General features: G+C 68.3%; 14 protein-coding genes and 1 tRNA gene. 12 read left to right on the forward strand and 3 right to left on the reverse strand.

Annotation, left to right across the window (positions count from 1 at the left end; translation table 11 throughout):
• Nucleotides 1-2 precede the first annotated feature (2 nt).
• The 3 genes from ACLFA2_RS13090 to ACLFA2_RS13100 all read left to right on the forward strand — a co-directional run bounded on the left by ACLFA2_RS13090 (nt 3) and on the right by ACLFA2_RS13100 (nt 3,439).
• Nucleotides 3-1,469, forward strand: a complete 1,467-nt coding sequence (locus tag ACLFA2_RS13090; RefSeq protein WP_029258914.1) for an NAD-dependent succinate-semialdehyde dehydrogenase — start codon at nt 3-5, stop codon at nt 1,467-1,469.
• A gap of 56 nt (nt 1,470-1,525) precedes the next feature.
• Nucleotides 1,526-2,890: an NAD-dependent succinate-semialdehyde dehydrogenase gene (locus ACLFA2_RS13095; protein ID WP_029258913.1), complete on the forward strand. Its 1,365-nt coding sequence runs from the start codon at nt 1,526-1,528 to the stop codon at nt 2,888-2,890.
• Nucleotides 2,891-3,001: 111 nt separating this feature from the next.
• A complete protein-coding gene (locus ACLFA2_RS13100; protein WP_426621431.1) occupies nt 3,002-3,439 on the forward strand; it encodes a pyridoxamine 5'-phosphate oxidase family protein in 438 nt (145 codons plus the stop codon).
• A 16-nt stretch (nt 3,440-3,455) separates the two neighbouring features.
• Here the strand turns inward: ACLFA2_RS13100 and ACLFA2_RS13105 are convergent, their stop codons facing one another.
• Nucleotides 3,456-3,626 carry a hypothetical protein gene (locus ACLFA2_RS13105; RefSeq protein ID WP_167255625.1) on the reverse strand — a complete coding sequence of 57 codons (171 nt, stop codon included), beginning with the start codon at nt 3,624-3,626 and terminating at the stop codon, nt 3,456-3,458.
• Nucleotides 3,627-3,808: 182 nt separating this feature from the next.
• Here ACLFA2_RS13105 and poxB point away from each other — a divergent pair, with 182 nt between their 5' ends.
• Nucleotides 3,809-5,533, forward strand: a complete 1,725-nt coding sequence (gene poxB, locus ACLFA2_RS13110) for a ubiquinone-dependent pyruvate dehydrogenase (protein WP_021201068.1) — start codon at nt 3,809-3,811, stop codon at nt 5,531-5,533.
• Nucleotides 5,534-5,575: 42 nt separating this feature from the next.
• Here poxB and ACLFA2_RS13115 read toward each other — a convergent pair whose 3' ends face one another.
• Nucleotides 5,576-8,374, reverse strand: coding sequence for a hypothetical protein (locus ACLFA2_RS13115; protein WP_426621432.1), 2,799 nt, complete (start codon nt 8,372-8,374; stop codon nt 5,576-5,578).
• 23 nt (nt 8,375-8,397) lie between these two features.
• Complete coding sequence (locus tag ACLFA2_RS13120) at nt 8,398-10,221, reverse strand: HSP90 family protein (protein WP_426621433.1); 1,824 nt, start codon at nt 10,219-10,221, stop codon at nt 8,398-8,400.
• A 195-nt stretch (nt 10,222-10,416) separates the two neighbouring features.
• Between ACLFA2_RS13120 and ACLFA2_RS13125 the strand changes: the two genes are divergently transcribed.
• The 8 genes from ACLFA2_RS13125 (at nt 10,417) to ACLFA2_RS13160 (ending at nt 15,852) form a co-directional block, all read left to right on the forward strand.
• Nucleotides 10,417-10,489, forward strand: a tRNA-Trp gene (locus ACLFA2_RS13125).
• Nucleotides 10,490-10,529: 40 nt separating this feature from the next.
• Nucleotides 10,530-10,802 (forward strand): preprotein translocase subunit SecE, encoded by a 273-nt coding sequence (secE, locus tag ACLFA2_RS13130; protein WP_021201065.1) that lies wholly within the window; start codon nt 10,530-10,532, stop codon nt 10,800-10,802.
• A 40-nt stretch (nt 10,803-10,842) separates the two neighbouring features.
• Nucleotides 10,843-11,886, forward strand: coding sequence for a transcription termination/antitermination protein NusG (gene nusG / locus ACLFA2_RS13135; RefSeq protein WP_021201064.1), 1,044 nt, complete (start codon nt 10,843-10,845; stop codon nt 11,884-11,886).
• Between the two features lie 268 nt (nt 11,887-12,154).
• Nucleotides 12,155-12,586, forward strand: coding sequence for a 50S ribosomal protein L11 (gene rplK / locus ACLFA2_RS13140; protein WP_017829145.1), 432 nt, complete (start codon nt 12,155-12,157; stop codon nt 12,584-12,586).
• An 11-nt stretch (nt 12,587-12,597) separates the two neighbouring features.
• On the forward strand, nt 12,598-13,287 hold the full coding sequence (rplA, locus tag ACLFA2_RS13145) for a 50S ribosomal protein L1 (RefSeq protein ID WP_021201063.1): 690 nt from the start codon (nt 12,598-12,600) through the stop codon (nt 13,285-13,287).
• 284 nt (nt 13,288-13,571) lie between these two features.
• Nucleotides 13,572-14,393, forward strand: coding sequence for an amino acid ABC transporter substrate-binding protein (locus ACLFA2_RS13150; protein ID WP_021201062.1), 822 nt, complete (start codon nt 13,572-13,574; stop codon nt 14,391-14,393).
• Nucleotides 14,394-14,396: 3 nt separating this feature from the next.
• A complete protein-coding gene (locus ACLFA2_RS13155) occupies nt 14,397-15,062 on the forward strand; it encodes an amino acid ABC transporter permease (protein ID WP_021201061.1) in 666 nt (221 codons plus the stop codon).
• Entirely contained in the window at nt 15,049-15,852 is an 804-nt protein-coding gene (locus tag ACLFA2_RS13160) for an amino acid ABC transporter ATP-binding protein (RefSeq protein ID WP_021201060.1), read from the forward strand. Before ACLFA2_RS13155 ends, ACLFA2_RS13160 begins: the two co-directional genes overlap by 14 nt.
• Nucleotides 15,853-15,898: the final 46 nt, after the last annotated feature.

The following is a 15,898-nucleotide window of genomic DNA, read 5'->3' on the forward strand; positions in this document are numbered from 1 at the left end:
TCATGAGCACTCAGACCGAACAGGCGCTCCTGGACAGCATCCCCACCGGCCTCTTCATCGGCGGTGAGTGGATCGACGGCGAGACCGGCGGCACGTTCGACGTGCAGGATCCCGCGACCGGTGCCGTGATCCGCACCATCGCCGACGCGACGCCCGCAGACGGCATCCGCGCCCTCGATGCGGCCGTCGCCGCGCAGGACGCGTGGGCCGCGACGGCTCCGCGCGTGCGCAGTGAGATCCTCCGTCGGGCATTCGACCTCGTGCAGGAGCACAAGGAGGACCTGGCGCTGCTCATGACGCTCGAGATGGGCAAGCCGCTCGCCGAGGCGCGTGGCGAGGTCGGCTACGGCGGCGAGTTCCTGCGCTGGTTCAGCGAGGAGGCCGTGCGCATCAGCGGCCGCTACGGCATCAACCCCGAGGGCACCGGTCACATGGTCGTGTCGCAGCGCCCGGTCGGACCGTCGTTCTTCGTGACGCCGTGGAACTTCCCGTTCGCGATGGCGACGCGCAAGATCGCTCCCGCACTCGCGGCCGGCTGCACCGTGGTGATCAAGCCCCCGGCACTCACGCCGCTGACGACGATGTACTTCACGAAGCTGCTCGAAGAGGCCGGCCTTCCCGCCGGTGTCGTCAACGTCGTGCAGACCTCGAAGTCGAGCGCGCTGTCGGCGCCGATCATCGCCGACCCGCGTCTGCGCAAGCTCTCCTTCACGGGCTCGACCGAGGTCGGACGCAAGCTCATCGCCCAGGCGGCGGAGGGCGTGCTGCGCGTGTCGATGGAGCTCGGCGGCAACGCCCCGTTCGTGGTGTTCGACGACGCCGACCTCGACAAGGCCGTGGACGGTGCGCTGGCCGCGAAGTTCCGCAACATCGGACAGGCCTGCACGGCGGCGAACCGTTTCATCGTGCACAAGGACGTCGCGGGCGAATTCGCCAAGCGTGTCACCGAGCGCGTCAACGGCATGAAGATCGGCCGTGGCACCGAAGAGGGCGTGGCGATCGGACCGCTCATCGACGCGGATGCCGTCGCGAAGGCCGGCGAACTCGTCGACGATGCGGTCGGTCGCGGTGCGACGCTGCTCGCAGGTGGCAAGGCCGTGGAGGGCACGGGCACGTTCTACGAGCCGACCGTGCTGACCGATGTCGTCGCGGGAAGCGCGATCCTGCGCGAGGAGATCTTCGGACCGGTGCTCGCGATCGCGACCTTCGAGACCGAGGAAGAGGCCGTGCGCCTGGCGAACGACACCGAGTACGGACTCGTGTCGTACGTCTTCACCGAGAACCTGCAGCGCGGTCAGCGGATGATCGACGGGCTCGAGACCGGCATGATGGGTCTCAACGTGGGCGTTGTCTCGAACGCGGCCGCACCCTTCGGCGGCGTCAAGCAGTCCGGCGTCGGCCGCGAGGGCGGCTTCGAGGGCATCCACGAGTACCTGTCCACCAAGTACACGCTGATCCCGGTCTCCTGATTTCCGATGCGGGGCCCGCGCGTCGGGCCCCGCACCACCACACGAGAGGACATGTCATGACCGACTACGCCGTCACCAACCCCGCCACCGGAGAGACGCTGGCGTCCTTCGACACGTTCACGGATGCCCAGATCGATGAGGCGGTCGCCGCCGCCGACGAGGCCCACCGCGAGTGGTCGCGCTCGTCGACGGTCGCCGAGCGCGCGGCCCTCGTCCGGCGTGCCGCCGAGCTGCACCGCGAACGCCGCGAAGAGCTCGCCGACATCTTCGTGCGTGAGATGGGCAAGCCCCGCGAGGCCGCCCTGGGCGAGGTCGACTTCGCCGCCGACATCGCCGAGTACTACGCCGACCAGGCGGAGTCGATCATGGCCGACCAGCCGATCGCGATCCTGGGGGAGGGGTCGGCCATCATCCGCCGTTCCTCGCTCGGCCCGCTCGTCGGCATCATGCCGTGGAACTTCCCGGCGTACCAGATCGTGCGCTTCGCCGCTCCCAACCTGATCGTGGGCAACACGATCCTGCTCAAGCCCGCCCCGCAGTGCCCGGAGTCGTCGACCGCGATCGAGAAGATCTATCACGATGCCGGATTCCCGAAGGGCGCCTACCAGAACGTCCTCGCGACGAACGAGCAGATCGCGACGATGATCGCCGACCCGCGCGTGCAGGGCGTCTCGCTCACCGGATCCGAGCGCGCCGGTGCCGCGGTCGCCGAGATCGCCGGACGCAACCTCAAGAAGGTCGCACTCGAGCTCGGCGGCTCCGACCCGTTCATCGTGCTCTCCACCGACGACCTCGACGCCACGGTGCAGGCCGGCGTCGATGCGCGCCTCGACAACAACGGGCAGGCCTGCAACGGCGCGAAGCGCTTCATCATCGTCGACAGCCTGTACGACGCCTTCGTCGAGAAGTTCACGGCGGCGATGGCGGCCGTCGAGGCGACCGATCCCATGCTCGACGACACGGTCCTCGGTCCGGTGTCGTCCGAGACGGCTGCGGTCAACCTGCAGAAGCAGATCGACCAGGCGGTCGAGCAGGGAGCGACGCTCCTCACCGGCGGCACCCGTGACGGCGCGTTCTTCGCTCCGACCGTGCTGGCTGACGTGACGCCCGAGATGAACGTCTACCGCGAGGAGCTCTTCGGCCCCGCCGCCGTCGTCTACCGCGTGGCGGATGAGGACGCGGCGGTCGAGCTCGCGAACGACACCACCTTCGGTCTCGGCTCCTACGTCTTCACGACGGATGCCGCGCAGGCCGAGCGCGTCGCCGACAAGATCGAGGCGGGCATGGTCTACGTCAACCTCGTGCTCGCCGACAGCCCCGAGCTGCCGTTCGGCGGCGTCAAGCGCAGCGGCACGGCCCGCGAACTGGGTCACCTGGCCGCGGACGAGTTCGTCAACAAGAAGCTCATCCGCATCGGCTGAGCGCACGATGAACGGCCCCTCGCAGAACGCGGGGGGCCGTTGTCACATCCACCACCGAATGCGGGACGGATGCCCTGTCGGTGGGGACATCGAGTGGGAGACAATGGCGGCATGAGCGCGCACACCGACCCCATCGAGATGCTGACCACCGACCGGAGCCGGGAGCTGCTCGGCACGCAGGAACTGGGAAGACTCGTCACCCACGTCGGGGACACGATCGACATCTTCCCGGTGAACTACGTGGTCGACGGCGACGGCATCCTGTTCCGCACGGCGCCAGGCAGCAAGCTGTTCGAGCTGACGGTGAACACCGACGTGCTGTTCGAGGTCGACGATCATACCGACACGGACGCCTGGAGCGTCATCGTCCGCGGGCACGCGACCGCTCTGGAGGCGGATGCGGACGTGCACCGCGCGGATGCCGCGGGCCTTCGCCCCTGGATCCCCACCCTCAAGCGCGTCTACGTGCGCATCGACCCGACGTCGGTCTCCGGGCGGGCGTTCCGTCGCAGTGCAGAGCCGGACAGGGATGGTGCTCAGGCGTACTGAGCGCCACTCGTCGCCCTCAGGCGGAGAAGAGCTTCAACTCCTCGGGAGTGAAGTAGTTCTGGGTCACGTCCGTGATGCGCACGAGGTACTTTCCCCGCTTTCCGTCGATCGAGACGACGGTTCCGACATTGCCGGTCATCGTCGGTCCGGTGATCTGCACGGTGTCTCCGATGGCGAAGTCGCTCATTCTGCATCCTCTCGTCGTGCCGTGACCCCGGATGCGCCGGCGAGCGTCTCGGCTTCTTCTGATGCTTCGAGGCTAGATCGCGCGTCGAAGCGGCGACAGTGTCGGATGTCGGCAGTTCGAGTGACATCTGTCACGGTCGTCCGACGAGCCTCAGCCCCGTGCCTCGGGCGTAGGGTCGAAGCATGGCAAACGTCGCTGAGAACATCGTCAAGACTCTGCACGCCAACGGGATCGACCGTGTCTACGGCATTCCCGGGGACTCGCTGAACGGCTTCACGGATGCGCTGCGCAAAGACGGCACGATCCGATGGGTGCATGTGCGGCACGAGGAATCCGCCGCGTTCGCCGCCGCCGCCGATGCCGCAACCACCGGCGAGCTCGCCGTCGTCGCCGGATCCTGCGGGCCCGGGAACCTGCATCTGATCAACGGCCTCTACGACGCCAACCGCTCACGTGTTCCCGTGCTCGCGATCGCCGCCCACATCCCCACCACCGAGATCGGAACCGGATACTTCCAGGAGACGCATCCGCAGGAGCTCTTCCGCGAGTGCAGCGTCTACGTCGAGTACGTCGCCGATCCGAAGCAGATGCCGCGCCTGATGGAGATCGCCATGCGTGCTGCCATCGAAGAGCGCGGGGTCGCGGTGCTCGTGATCCCCGGTGACGTCGCCCTGGCAGACATCGCCGACGACCGTGCCGTCGTGATCGAGCGCACCCGCCCGGTGGTCGTGCCCAATCCGGCGGAGCTCGAGAAGGCGGCGACGCTGTTGAACGCCGCGAAGAAGGTCACGATCCTCGCGGGAGCCGGCGTCGAGGGCGCGCACGACGAGGTCATCGCGCTCGCCGACACACTGGGTGCTCCCATCGTGCATGCGCTCCGCGGCAAGGAGTTCATCGAGTACGACAACCCCTTCGACGTGGGGATGACGGGGCTTCTCGGCTTCGCTTCGGGCTTCCGGGCCATGGAGGCCGCCGACGCGCTGCTGGTGCTGGGCAGCGACTTCCCGTACGAGCAGTTCTACCCCGACAACGCGACGACGATCCAGGTCGACATCCGTGGTGCCCAGCTCGGCAAGCGGCATCCGCTCGATCTGGGGCTGGTCGGCGATGTGCGTGCCACGGCGGACGCACTGCTGCCTCGACTGGCGCGCAAGGACGACCGCACGCACCTCGACGATGCCACCGCGCACTACCGCAAGACTCGCAAGAAGCTCGACGAGCTGGCGGTGCCGGCCAAGGGCAAGCGTCCCATCCACCCGCAGTACCTCGCTCGCCTCCTGGACGAATACGCGGCCGACGATGCGATCTTCACGGCCGACGTGGGGTCGCCGACCGTGTGGGCGGCCCGATACCTCTCGATGACCGAGAACCGGCGACTGATCGGCTCGTTCACGCACGGCTCCATGGCCAATGCGCTGATGCACGGCATCGGGGCCCAGGTCGCACACCCCGACCGTCAGGTCGTGGCGCTCGCGGGTGACGGCGGCCTCTCGATGATGCTCGGCGAGCTGCTGACCCTGACGCAGAACAAGCTGCCCGTGAAGACCGTCGTGGTCAACAACTCGTCGCTGAACTTCGTCGAGCTCGAGATGAAGGCCGCCGGTTTCGTGACGTACGGGACGGGGCTGGACAACCCCAGCTTCGCTGCGATCGCCGAGGCGATGGGGATCTTCGCACGCCGGGTGGAGCGGAGCGAGGACCTCCCCGACGCCGTCCGCGAAGTGCTGGCCCATGACGGTCCCGCTCTGCTCGACGTGGTCACCGAACGGCAGGAGCTCTCCATGCCGCCCGCGATCGAGGCGGCGCAGGTCAAGGGCTTCGCGCTCTACGCGATCCGCACGGTCATGTCCGGGCGCGGCGACGAACTCCTCGATCTCGCGAAGGCCAACTGGCGCCAGCTCTTCTGAGACGGCGCCCCCAGCGACGGCGCCGTCTCGCCGGCCCTGCGCTCAGCTCTCCAGGTGCGCGCGGATCTCGGCGGCTTCGCCGTGACGGCCGAGTGCCTCGAGCACGTTGCCGAGTTCGAGGGCCGACACCTGCAACAGCGGCGGGTGTCCGGCCGCGTGCTCGATGGCGCTGCGGTAGACCGGGACCGCGTCGGCTGAGCGCTCGTTGCCGGCGAGCACCCGCGCCGCGAACAGCTCCGAGCCTCCGGCCGAGCCCAGGTCTCCGAGCGCTGCGAAGCCGTCGGCCGCGGTGAGAGCAGCCGAGACAGCCTCGTCGACACGGCCGAGTTCGGCCAGCGCCCGTGCGCGCGAGTCGGTCACATCCGCGAGCAGCCACTCGGCCTCGTGCTGCTGCGCGAGGGCGGCGACCTCGTCGAAGAGCCCGAACGCCCGCTCATCGCCGCGTCCGCCGTAGGCCTGGCCGAGACTGTGCAGAACCTCGGTGAGCGCGCCGACGGCTTCGGGCGCGCGCCGTACGATCTCGGCGGCGGACTCGAGCAGGGCGATCGCCTCGTCGTGCTCGTCGAAGCGCGCGAGGATCTTGGCCTGCTCCGTCATCGACATCGCCTGGTCCGCGTGCTCCTCGGCCTGCCCGAACAGTTCGGAGGCATAGCCGTGCGCACCGACCGACTGACCGAACTCGCCCGCGGCGCTCAGGGCGCGCGCGAGCATCGACACGGTCATGGCGCGCGACCCGGCGGGGACGTCGGCCTCCTCCTCGCGCTGCAGCACGTCGCCGAACAGCTCTGCGGCTTCTTCTGCATCGCCGACACGCAGCATCGCGCGCGCGAGACGGAAGTCGAGTCCGGTCGTGTCCGCTCCGGCTTCGCCTCCCAGGCGCGCGGCGAGGCGGTAGCGCGAGACGGCTTTCTCCGGCTCGTCCGCGTCCTCCCAGAGGGCTCCGGCGAGCAGGTGCGCGTCGCCGAGTGCGCGGGTCGCGCCCAGCTCGGCGAGCAGACGGCAGGCCTCGTCGGCGTCGGCCGCGCCCTCCAGGTAGGTGTTCCCGCCCCCGCGCACGCGTGCGCGGGTCTGCAGCGCCTGGGCCCGGTGGCCTGTGCTGAGGTCGTCCTGAGCGAGGAAGCGGTCGAGCAGTGCGCTCCCGGCCTCGAGGTCGCCCTTGCTCAGCACGGCCGAGATGGCCAGCAGCGTCGTGGTGTTCGTCAGACGGGTGTCCTCGGCCTCGGCGAACGACCGCGCCGCCACCTCGGCGTGATCGAGCGCGGCGTCGGGTTCGCCGGACTGCAGGTGCAGGGCGGCGCGGCTGATCGCGAGGTCGCCGCGCGTCCAGGCGGGGAGATGCTCGGAGGCGCCGATCTCCTCCTCGAGGGCGGCGGTCGTCTCCGGGGTGTTCAGCCCGAACGTCGCGAGGCCGATACGTTCTTCGAGATCGGCCTGCACATCGCGACCGGCCGCGCGCAGTGCGGCGACACGCTCCGGGAGGAGCTGCAGAGCCTCGTCGGCGCGATCGAGGGCGATCAGGATGCCCAGGCGCATCGAGAGCAACTGGGCGCGCTTCGCGGGGTCCTCGACCTCGAGAGCCCGGGGCAGGGCCTCGAGCGTCTCGTGCTCGGCGCCGAACTGGGCGAGCTGCATCGCCCGCTCGAACCATCCGTCCGCGTCGACCGGTGTGGTGGTGGGTGCCGCGGCGACGAACGCGTCGGAGCGGATCGGAACGTCGTACCGCTCGTCCGCCAGCGCCCGCATCCGTTCCAGGCTGCGGGCGTGCCCGTCCGTCCCGTCACGCTCGTCGAAGCCCGCTCCGATCCGCTCCGCAGCGGTCCACGCGGCTGCCGCGAGCTCGGCGGCGCTCCAGGTGCCGTCGTGCTCGCCGAAGAACGGGACGAGGGCGGCCGACTCCGCGCCGCGCACGGGAGTGTCGCCGTGCCCGACGGCCGTCACCCGGTCCAGCGCCACGGCGAGGGCCGCGAGAGCCGCGAAGTGGGCGTCGACGTTCAGGCCGTCGTGCGCGAGCCAGGAGATGTGCTTCTCGACCAGTGCGAGCGCGCGCGCCTCGTTGCCGGTGAGGGCTGCGAACACGATGTTGTTGGCGACGATGCGAAGGTTGTCGGGGTTGTCCTTGGCCAGTCGGTAGCTGCGCAGATGCGCGGTCTTCGCCTCGTCGAGGCGTCCGGCACGCAGGTACGGCAGGAGCACGCGCGAGAGGGCGTGCTCGGGCTCCTCTCCACAGGAGAATCCGCCCTCGATCATCTCCTCGACGAGCACGATCGCCTCGGCGTCGCGGTCGGTGTCGGCGAAGAAGCCCGCGATCTGACTGCGTCCGCAGGCGTCGCAGTGGCTGTGGTCGTCGCGCGGCGTCGCCTCCAGCTGCACGCGCAGCGCCTCGGCCTCGTCCATGCGACCGGCGTCCCAGGCGTCCTCGAAGCGCGCGGTGAGCACGCCGCTGACGCCGAGCCCCGCGGCGCGGTAGTGCGACTCCATGTCGTCGAGCACGGCGGCGATCTGCTCCTGCGAGAACGCGGGGGAGGACCGCAGCGACGAGGCCATCCACTTGAACTGCCACATCAGATCGGCGCCGCCGTTGTCGAGATCGGCCGGGAAGCGCTGCGGGTCGGCATCGTGATGGGCGAGGCACCACGCGAACGAGTTGAGCATCACGTCGGTGGCGCCGTTCATGTTCGCCGACGCGGTCTGACGCATCCGAGCCTCGTACTCGAGCCGCTCGTCGCCGATCTCGATCGCCAGGGCGACGGCCTCGGAGACCAGCGCCTGCTCTGCGGGCCCCCAGGGGGTGCGATCGATCTCCTCGATCAGCTGCTGGAAGCGCTTCTTCGGACGTGCCATGGAGGGGACCTTTCGGTGGAGAGTCAGCGGGCGTCGCCGAAGGGGATGGTGTCGCCCTCCAGACCGGCCGAGAGCGAGACGAGGTCGGCGAGGGCGCTGGTCATCAGCGTCCGGTCGGCGTCCGCGAGCGGATGGTGCCCGGCGAGAAGCGCCTGGATGTAGAGGAGCTGCACGGTGCGCGCGAAGACGGCGTCGTCCTGCACGCGCACCAGGGCGCGCACGACCCGATTGGACCAGTTCAGGCACAGGCGCGCGCGCAGATCGTCGTCGCGGGCGGATGACAGGGTCTGGTCGATGCGATCCAGCACACCGCCCCAGAGGGCCCCGGTGACGCCCTTGGTGCGTCCGCGGTCGATCGCCCGCAGCACCTCGGGGTCGGCCACGTAGAGCCCGGCGAGATCTGGGCGGTCGATCGACCGGACGACCACGGAGCAGTCGGATGCGGCGAGTACGGCACCGGCGCGCGCTTCGAGGGAGACGGCCGCATCGCGGTCGTCGAGGGGTGGCGGATCGAGACGATCGAGTTCGCCCGTGACATCCACTTTTTCGACGGAGACGTGCGGGTAGAGGTCGGGCAGCATCCGGATCAGATCGGCGTCGTAGAGGTAGCCGCCGTTGACGAGCACCTCATCGGAGGGGGAGATGCCGGCCACCTGGCGGAATTCGTCCACGCTCTGCGCGTAGCGGATGTGCGGGTATCTCTCGACGAGGTCGCCGATCCGCACCGTGCCGTGCGTCGTCTCGACCGTCAACCAGCGGGAGATGAAGTGGGCGAGCTCCTCGTCGTGGCGCACCAGGGATTTGAGGCCGACCTCGTGCACGGCGACGAACTGCGCGAGACGATGGGGTTCGCGCAGCCCCAGCTCGAGCACCCAGCGGCGGATGCCGGCGCCCAGCTGCTCGCGCACGCGTTCGAGCGCCGCGTCCTCGACGAGCGATTCCCTGCTCGCGGTGGGAGCGAGGCCGGTGGAATCGATCACGGCGCGCACGAAGAAGGCCCAGTCGGGGAGCACGTCGTCGACGCGCTCGGAGAGCAGCATCCGTCCCAGGTACATGCGCGTGGCCTGGCGTGCACCGGGAGGAGGGGCGAACGGCAGTACGTACGCGAGGCCGCGCGTGCCCGTCGCGGGCTCGCTCAGCTCGATGACGTCGAGCGGACTCGCGCCGAGGAGATCCCGACCGTACCCGACCGCCGCTTCGGGGTCCTGCGTGGCGTCGAGGAACGGAGCGTCTCGGGTGATGTCGATGTCGCCGGCGGCGGCGTCGATCGTGACGCGCACCGGCAGGAACTCCCCGAACGTCGTCGCCAGCTCGTGCACGGCGGCGGGGCGCAGCAGCTCGTCGGCGTCGAAGCGCGGGACGAGGTGCACACTGGTGCCGATCGGCAGCTCCTCGTCGATCTCGGCCACCTGGAACGTGCCGTCGGCACTGCCGGTCCACTCGACCGAGGCGCCGCCGCGGGCGCTGCGCGAGCGGATGACGATCGTGTCGGCGACCATGAAGCAGCTGAGCAGACCGATGCCGAACTGCCCGAGGTAGTCGCTGCGGGGGAGGTCGAAGATGTCCCGCTTGGAGCTGCGGCCGACCGTCGCCAGCAGATCGGCGACCTCCGTGGCGGTCAGCCCCACGCCGTCGTCGCGCAGCACGAACTCGCCGGTCTCGGCGGTCAGCGGAGTGATCCGGATGCGGCCGCCGCCACCGTCGACCTCGCGGCGGGCGGTGATCGCGTCGCGGGCGTTCTGCAAGAGCTCTCGCAGGTACACACGAGGACTGGAGTAGATGTGCCGGCTGAGCAGATCGACGACTCCGCGCAGATCCACCTGGAACTGCTGCACTTCAGCGCTCACCGGCGCTCCCTCCTCCTGCATACGCTCGCTGAGCCTAACAAGAACACGCCATCGCGATCCCGGTTCGGCGCGACCGGATCGATGCCGTATGCTTGTGGGGCAGTTGTTGTCTGCATTCTTTCGCCATGCCTGGGGTCTTTTGATCGCGGCTACGGTGGCAGAGTGGGGAGAACACCCCGAGACCTCCCGGTCTCTAGGGCGGTAGCTCAATTGGCAGAGCAGCGGTCTCCAAAACCGCAGGTTGCAGGTTCGATTCCTGTCCGCCCTGCGCGTCAGCGCAACGCTGACACACGAAAGGTACATTCAGGATGGATCAGGACGAACCGCGCGGCGAGGTCGTCGCGGCCGGCGCCACCCGCGAGAAGAAGGGCAACCCCTTCTCCCGGTTCTTCGGGAGCATCGCCCTGTTCATCCGCCAGGTCATCGCCGAGCTCCGCAAGGTCGTCACCCCGACTCGCAAGGAGCTGTTCAAGTTCACCGGGGTGGTGCTCGTCTTCGTGATCATCGTCATGGGCATCGTCTACGGCTTGGACTTCGCCTTCGGGCTCTTGGCGCACTGGGTGTTCGGAATCCCTGGCTGATGACCCCCGCGGCTCGCGCCGCAGCTATGGAGAAAACAACGTGTCTGAACGATATTCCGACGACGCCGACTGGGCGACCGCCGCAGAGCAGTCCAGCGAGGAAGACGAGGCCCAGGAGGGCAACGTCCTCGCTGAGGAAGAGCTCTCGGTCACCTCGGCCGAACACGTCGCGGTCCACGTCGAAGATGAGGACGGCGAAGAGGATGACACGGCTGACATCGACATCGACATCGACGACCCGGAGGCGGACGCGATCGTGAACGACGCTCTCAACCTGGACGAAGCGGCTGAGTCTGAGGCTGCCGCTGAGGTCCTCAACGAATCAGTGGCCGAAGAGGTCGCCGAGCAGGAGGCGGAGGCGGCCGACGAGGTCACTCCCTACGACGGTCCCGAGCTCGGCGCCGACGACGCGCAGGCCGACGAGGACTCCTCGACGGACGAAGACGACGAGGACGCCGAGGAAGACCCGTACGAGGCCTTCCGCATGGACCTCCGCATGCTCCCGGGCAAGTGGTACGTCATCCACTCCTACGCCGGTTTCGAGCGCAAGGTGAAGGCCAACATCGAGCAGCGCAAGTCGACGCTCGAGGTCGAGGACGAGATCTACCAGGTCGAGGTCCCGATGGAAGACGTGGTCGAGATCAAGAACGGCCAGCGCAAGATGGTCACCCGCGTGCGCATCCCCGGCTATGTGCTGGTGCGCATGGAGCTCACGGAAGACACCTGGTCGGTCGTGCGGCACACCCCGGGTGTCACCGGCTTCGTGGGCAACGCCCATAACCCGACGCCGCTGCGCTTCGAAGAGGCCTTCAACATGCTGAAGTCGCTCGTCGAGGTCAAGGACGTCCCCACGGCCAAGAACATCGCGTCGAAGGGCGGCGTCGCCGTCGCTCGTCCCCTGCCGGCCGAGGTCGACTTCGAGGTCGGCGAGACCATCACGATCAAGGAGGGCTCGTTCGCGGGTCTTCCCGGTTCGATCAGCGAGATCAAGCCCGAGAGCGGCAAGCTCACGGTCCTCGTCTCCCTCTTCGAGCGCGAGACCCCGGTGGAGCTGTCGTTCGACCAGGTCACCAAGATGGTCTGACACACATTCACACGAGAACGGCCGTCCCTCTCGGGGCGGCCGTTCTTGCGTCGGGCAGGCGCCTCTTGCGTCGGGCAGGCGCCTCTTGCGTCGGGCAGGCGTCCGTTGCGCCGCTGAGCGGCCGTGGCCGGCAGGACTCCTTCTGATCGGGTAGACTTGTGTGGTTTGTGCGACGCTTCGGCGTGCGCGGAGACGACCACGTTCCGGAACCGCCGGATCTGTGGGAGAAGCGGATGCTCCGGCATCCGATTCGATGAAAGGAAAGAGAATGGCACCGAAGAAGAAGGTGACCGGCCTGATCAAGCTTCAGATCAACGCCGGTGCAGCCAACCCGGCGCCGCCGATCGGCCCCGCGCTCGGTCAGCATGGCGTCAACATCATGGAGTTCTGCAAGGCGTACAACGCCGCGACCGAGTCGCAGCGCGGCAACGTCATCCCCGTCGAGATCACCGTCTACGAGGACCGCAGCTTCACCTTCGTCCTGAAGACCCCGCCTGCTGCGGAGCTCATCAAGAAGGCCGCCGGCGTCCCCAAGGGCTCCGCGACCCCGCACACCGTCAAGGTCGCGAAGATCACCAAGGACCAGGTCCGTCAGATCGCCGAGACCAAGCAGGCCGACCTGAACGCGAACGACATCGAGGCCGCGATCTCGATCATCGCCGGCACCGCCCGTTCCATGGGCATCACGGTCGAGGGCTGAGGAGAATAATCATGGCTACCAAGTCCAAGGCTTACAAGGCTGCCGCCGAGAAGATCGAGGCAGACCGTTTCTACACCCCCACCGAGGCCGTCGCCCTCGCGAAGGAGACCGGCTCGACGAAGTTCGACTCGACCGTCGAGGTCGCGCTGAAGCTCGCCGTCGACCCCCGCAAGGCGGACCAGATGGTGCGCGGCACCGTCATCCTGCCCCACGGCACCGGTAAGACCGCCCGCGTCATCGTCTTCGCCACCGGCCCCGCGGCCGAGGCTGCGATCGCCGCAGGCGCAGATGAGGTCGGCGGCGCCGAGCTCATCCAGAAGGTCGCCGATGGCTGGACCAACTTCGACGCCGCTGTCTCCACCCCGGAGCTCATGGGCCAGGTCGGTCGTCTCGGAAAGGTGCTCGGACCGCGTGGTCTGATGCCGAACCCGAAGACCGGTACCGTGACTCCGAACCCGGCCAAGGCCGTCGAGGAGATCAAGGGCGGAAAGATCGAGTTCCGCGTCGACAAGCACGCCAACGTGCACTTCGTCGTCGGCAAGGCATCCTTCACCGCAGAGCAGCTGAACGAGAACATCGGCGCAGCGCTCGAGGAGATCGTCCGCCTCAAGCCGTCGAGCTCGAAGGGCCGTTACATTCAGAAGGGTGCGGTGTCGACCACGTTCGGCCCCGGCATCCCGCTGGACGTCAACTCCATCTGAGTCTGACTCTCTGAAACGCCCCCGGGTTCGCCCGGGGGCGTTTCTGCGTCCTGCGCAGACCTCGTTCCGGTCGCACTTCCTGCCGCATCATCGACTCCTGAGCGGCAGTAAGTGCGACCGGAACAGGGCTGGCGCGAGAGCGGGGTGGGGCCGCGAGAGGGCAGGCCAGCCCCGCGAAACGCAACGTCATCGGATGCGGCGAACCGCCGAGCGCCACGTACTGTGGGGGAGTTCGCGCGTCGGTCGCGTAAACTCGCACCGCGCTTCACACCCCAGGAGGGTCCATGTCCCGTCGTCTCATCGCCGTCACCGCACTCGTCGTCGCCGCCGCAGCCCTGACCGCCTGCAGCGGGTCGAGCACGCCCGCGAGCACCTCGGGCAGTGGCGAGAGCTCCGCGAGTTCGGAGTACGGTCTCGCGAAGGACGGCACGCTCACTGTCGGAACCGAGGGCACGTATCGCCCGTTCAGCTTCCACGGCGACAACGGCGCCGGTGACCTGACCGGATACGACGTGGAGATCATCGAAGCCGTCGCCGACAAGCTCGGCCTCGAGGTGAAGTTCGAAGAGACCCAGTGGGATGCGATCTTCGCGGGCCTCGACGCCGGACGCTTCGACGTGATCGCCAACCAGGTCACGATCAATGACGAGCGTGAGGCGAAGTACCTCTTCAGCACGCCCTACACGGTCTCGCCTGGCGTCATCGTCGTGAACGAGGATGACGACTCGATCTCGTCGTTCGCCGACCTCGAGGGCAAGACCACCGCACAGTCGCTCACGAGCAACTGGAACGACCTCGCCACCGAATCGGGTGCCAAGGTCGAGGGCGTCGAGGGCTGGGCGCAGGCCGTCGAGCTCCTGCGTCAGGGCCGCGTCGATGCGACCATCAACGACAAGCTGACGTTCCTCGACTACGAGACGACCAACAGCCCGACCGGTCTGAAGATCGCCGCCGAGACCGACGATGCCGGCGAGCAGGCCTTCGCGTTCACCAAGGACAAGGAAGCGCTCGTCACGGCGGTCGACGGGGCGCTCGACGAGCTGCGTGCGGACGGAACTCTGGCCGAGATCAGCAAGAAGTACTTCGGCGAAGACGTCTCGCAGTAATCGATGGAGAACCCCTGGCAGCTGTTCCTCGACTCGCTCGGGCCGATCGCCTGGGCGGGGCTGACGGCGACGGTGCCGCTCGCACTGGCATCGTTCGCGCTGGGACTCGTCATCGCCATCGGCATCGCGCTGATGCGGATCTCCGTGAACCCGCTCCTCTCTGGCGTCGCGCGGTTCTACATCTCGGTGATCCGGGGGACGCCGCTGCTGGTGCAGCTGTTCGTGATCTTCTACGGCATGCCGTCGATCGGGATCACGATCGATCCATGGCCGAGCGCGATCATCGCGCTTTCGCTCAACGTCGGCGGCTACGGCGCCGAGGTGGTGCGTGCGGCCATCCTCTCCGTCCCGCAGGGGCAGTGGGAGGCCGCGTACACCGTGGGGATGAACCGCACGCGCACGCTCACGCGCATCATCCTGCCGCAGGCGGCGCGGGTGTCGGTGCCGCCGCTGTCGAACACGTTCATCTCCCTCGTGAAGGACACCTCGCTCGCGTCGCTGATCCTCGTGACCGAGCTGTTCAAGGTGGCCCAGCAGATCGCGTCGACGACCTACGAGTTCATGGTGCTCTACCTCGCCGCGGCGCTGGTCTACTGGGTGTTCTGCCTGGTGCTGTCGTTCGGACAGAGCGCCCTCGAGAGGAGGCTCGACAGTCGTGTCGCGCACTGACAACACTTCAGAGGCTCTGCTCACCGCCCGTGGCCTGCACAAGAGCTTCGGTGACAACGAGGTGCTCCGCGGCATCGATCTGACTCTGCACCGTGGCGAGGTCGTCGTGCTCATCGGCCCCAGCGGCTCGGGCAAGACGACGGTGCTCCGTGCGCTCAACGGGCTGGAGACGCCCGACGCCGGCACGATCGTCGTCGCGGGCGGCCCGGAGATCGACTTCTCGCCCGCCGTGCAGCCGAAGCCCCGCGTGCAGAAGCAGAAGCGACTCGCGCTGCGCGACCGCTCGGCGATGGTGTTCCAGCACCACAATCTCTTCCCGCACCTGACGGTGCTCGAGAATGTCATCGAGGGGCCGTGGCGGGTGCAGGGGCGGCCGAAGACCGAAGCGGTCGCCGACGCACTCGCGCTGCTCGACCGGGTCGGCCTGGCCGACAAGGCGGATGCCCGCCCGCACCAACTCTCCGGTGGGCAGCAGCAGCGCGTGGGAATCGTGCGCGCGCTCGCGCTCAAGCCCGACCTGCTGCTGTTCGACGAGCCGACCAGTGCGCTCGATCCGGAGCTCGTCGGCGAAGTGCTGCTCGTGATCAAGGAGCTCGCGGACGAGAACTGGACCATGGCGGTCGTCACCCACGAGCTGAGCTTCGCGCGCGAGGCCGCCGATCACGTGCTGTTCATGGACGGCGGCGTCGTCGTGGAGCAGGGGCCGCCGGCCGAGATCTTTAGCGCGCCGAAGCACGAGCGCACGCAGCGATTCCTCACCCGCATCATGCGGCCGCTCGACGGGGCCTGATCCGGCGATCTCCTCGCCCTGTGCGCCGATCGGTGGCAGGATGCCC

It is taken from the genome of Microbacterium sp. As-52, from assembly GCF_049949185.1.
In the GTDB taxonomy this organism is placed as follows: Bacteria; Actinomycetota; Actinomycetes; order Actinomycetales; family Microbacteriaceae; genus Microbacterium; species Microbacterium maritypicum_A.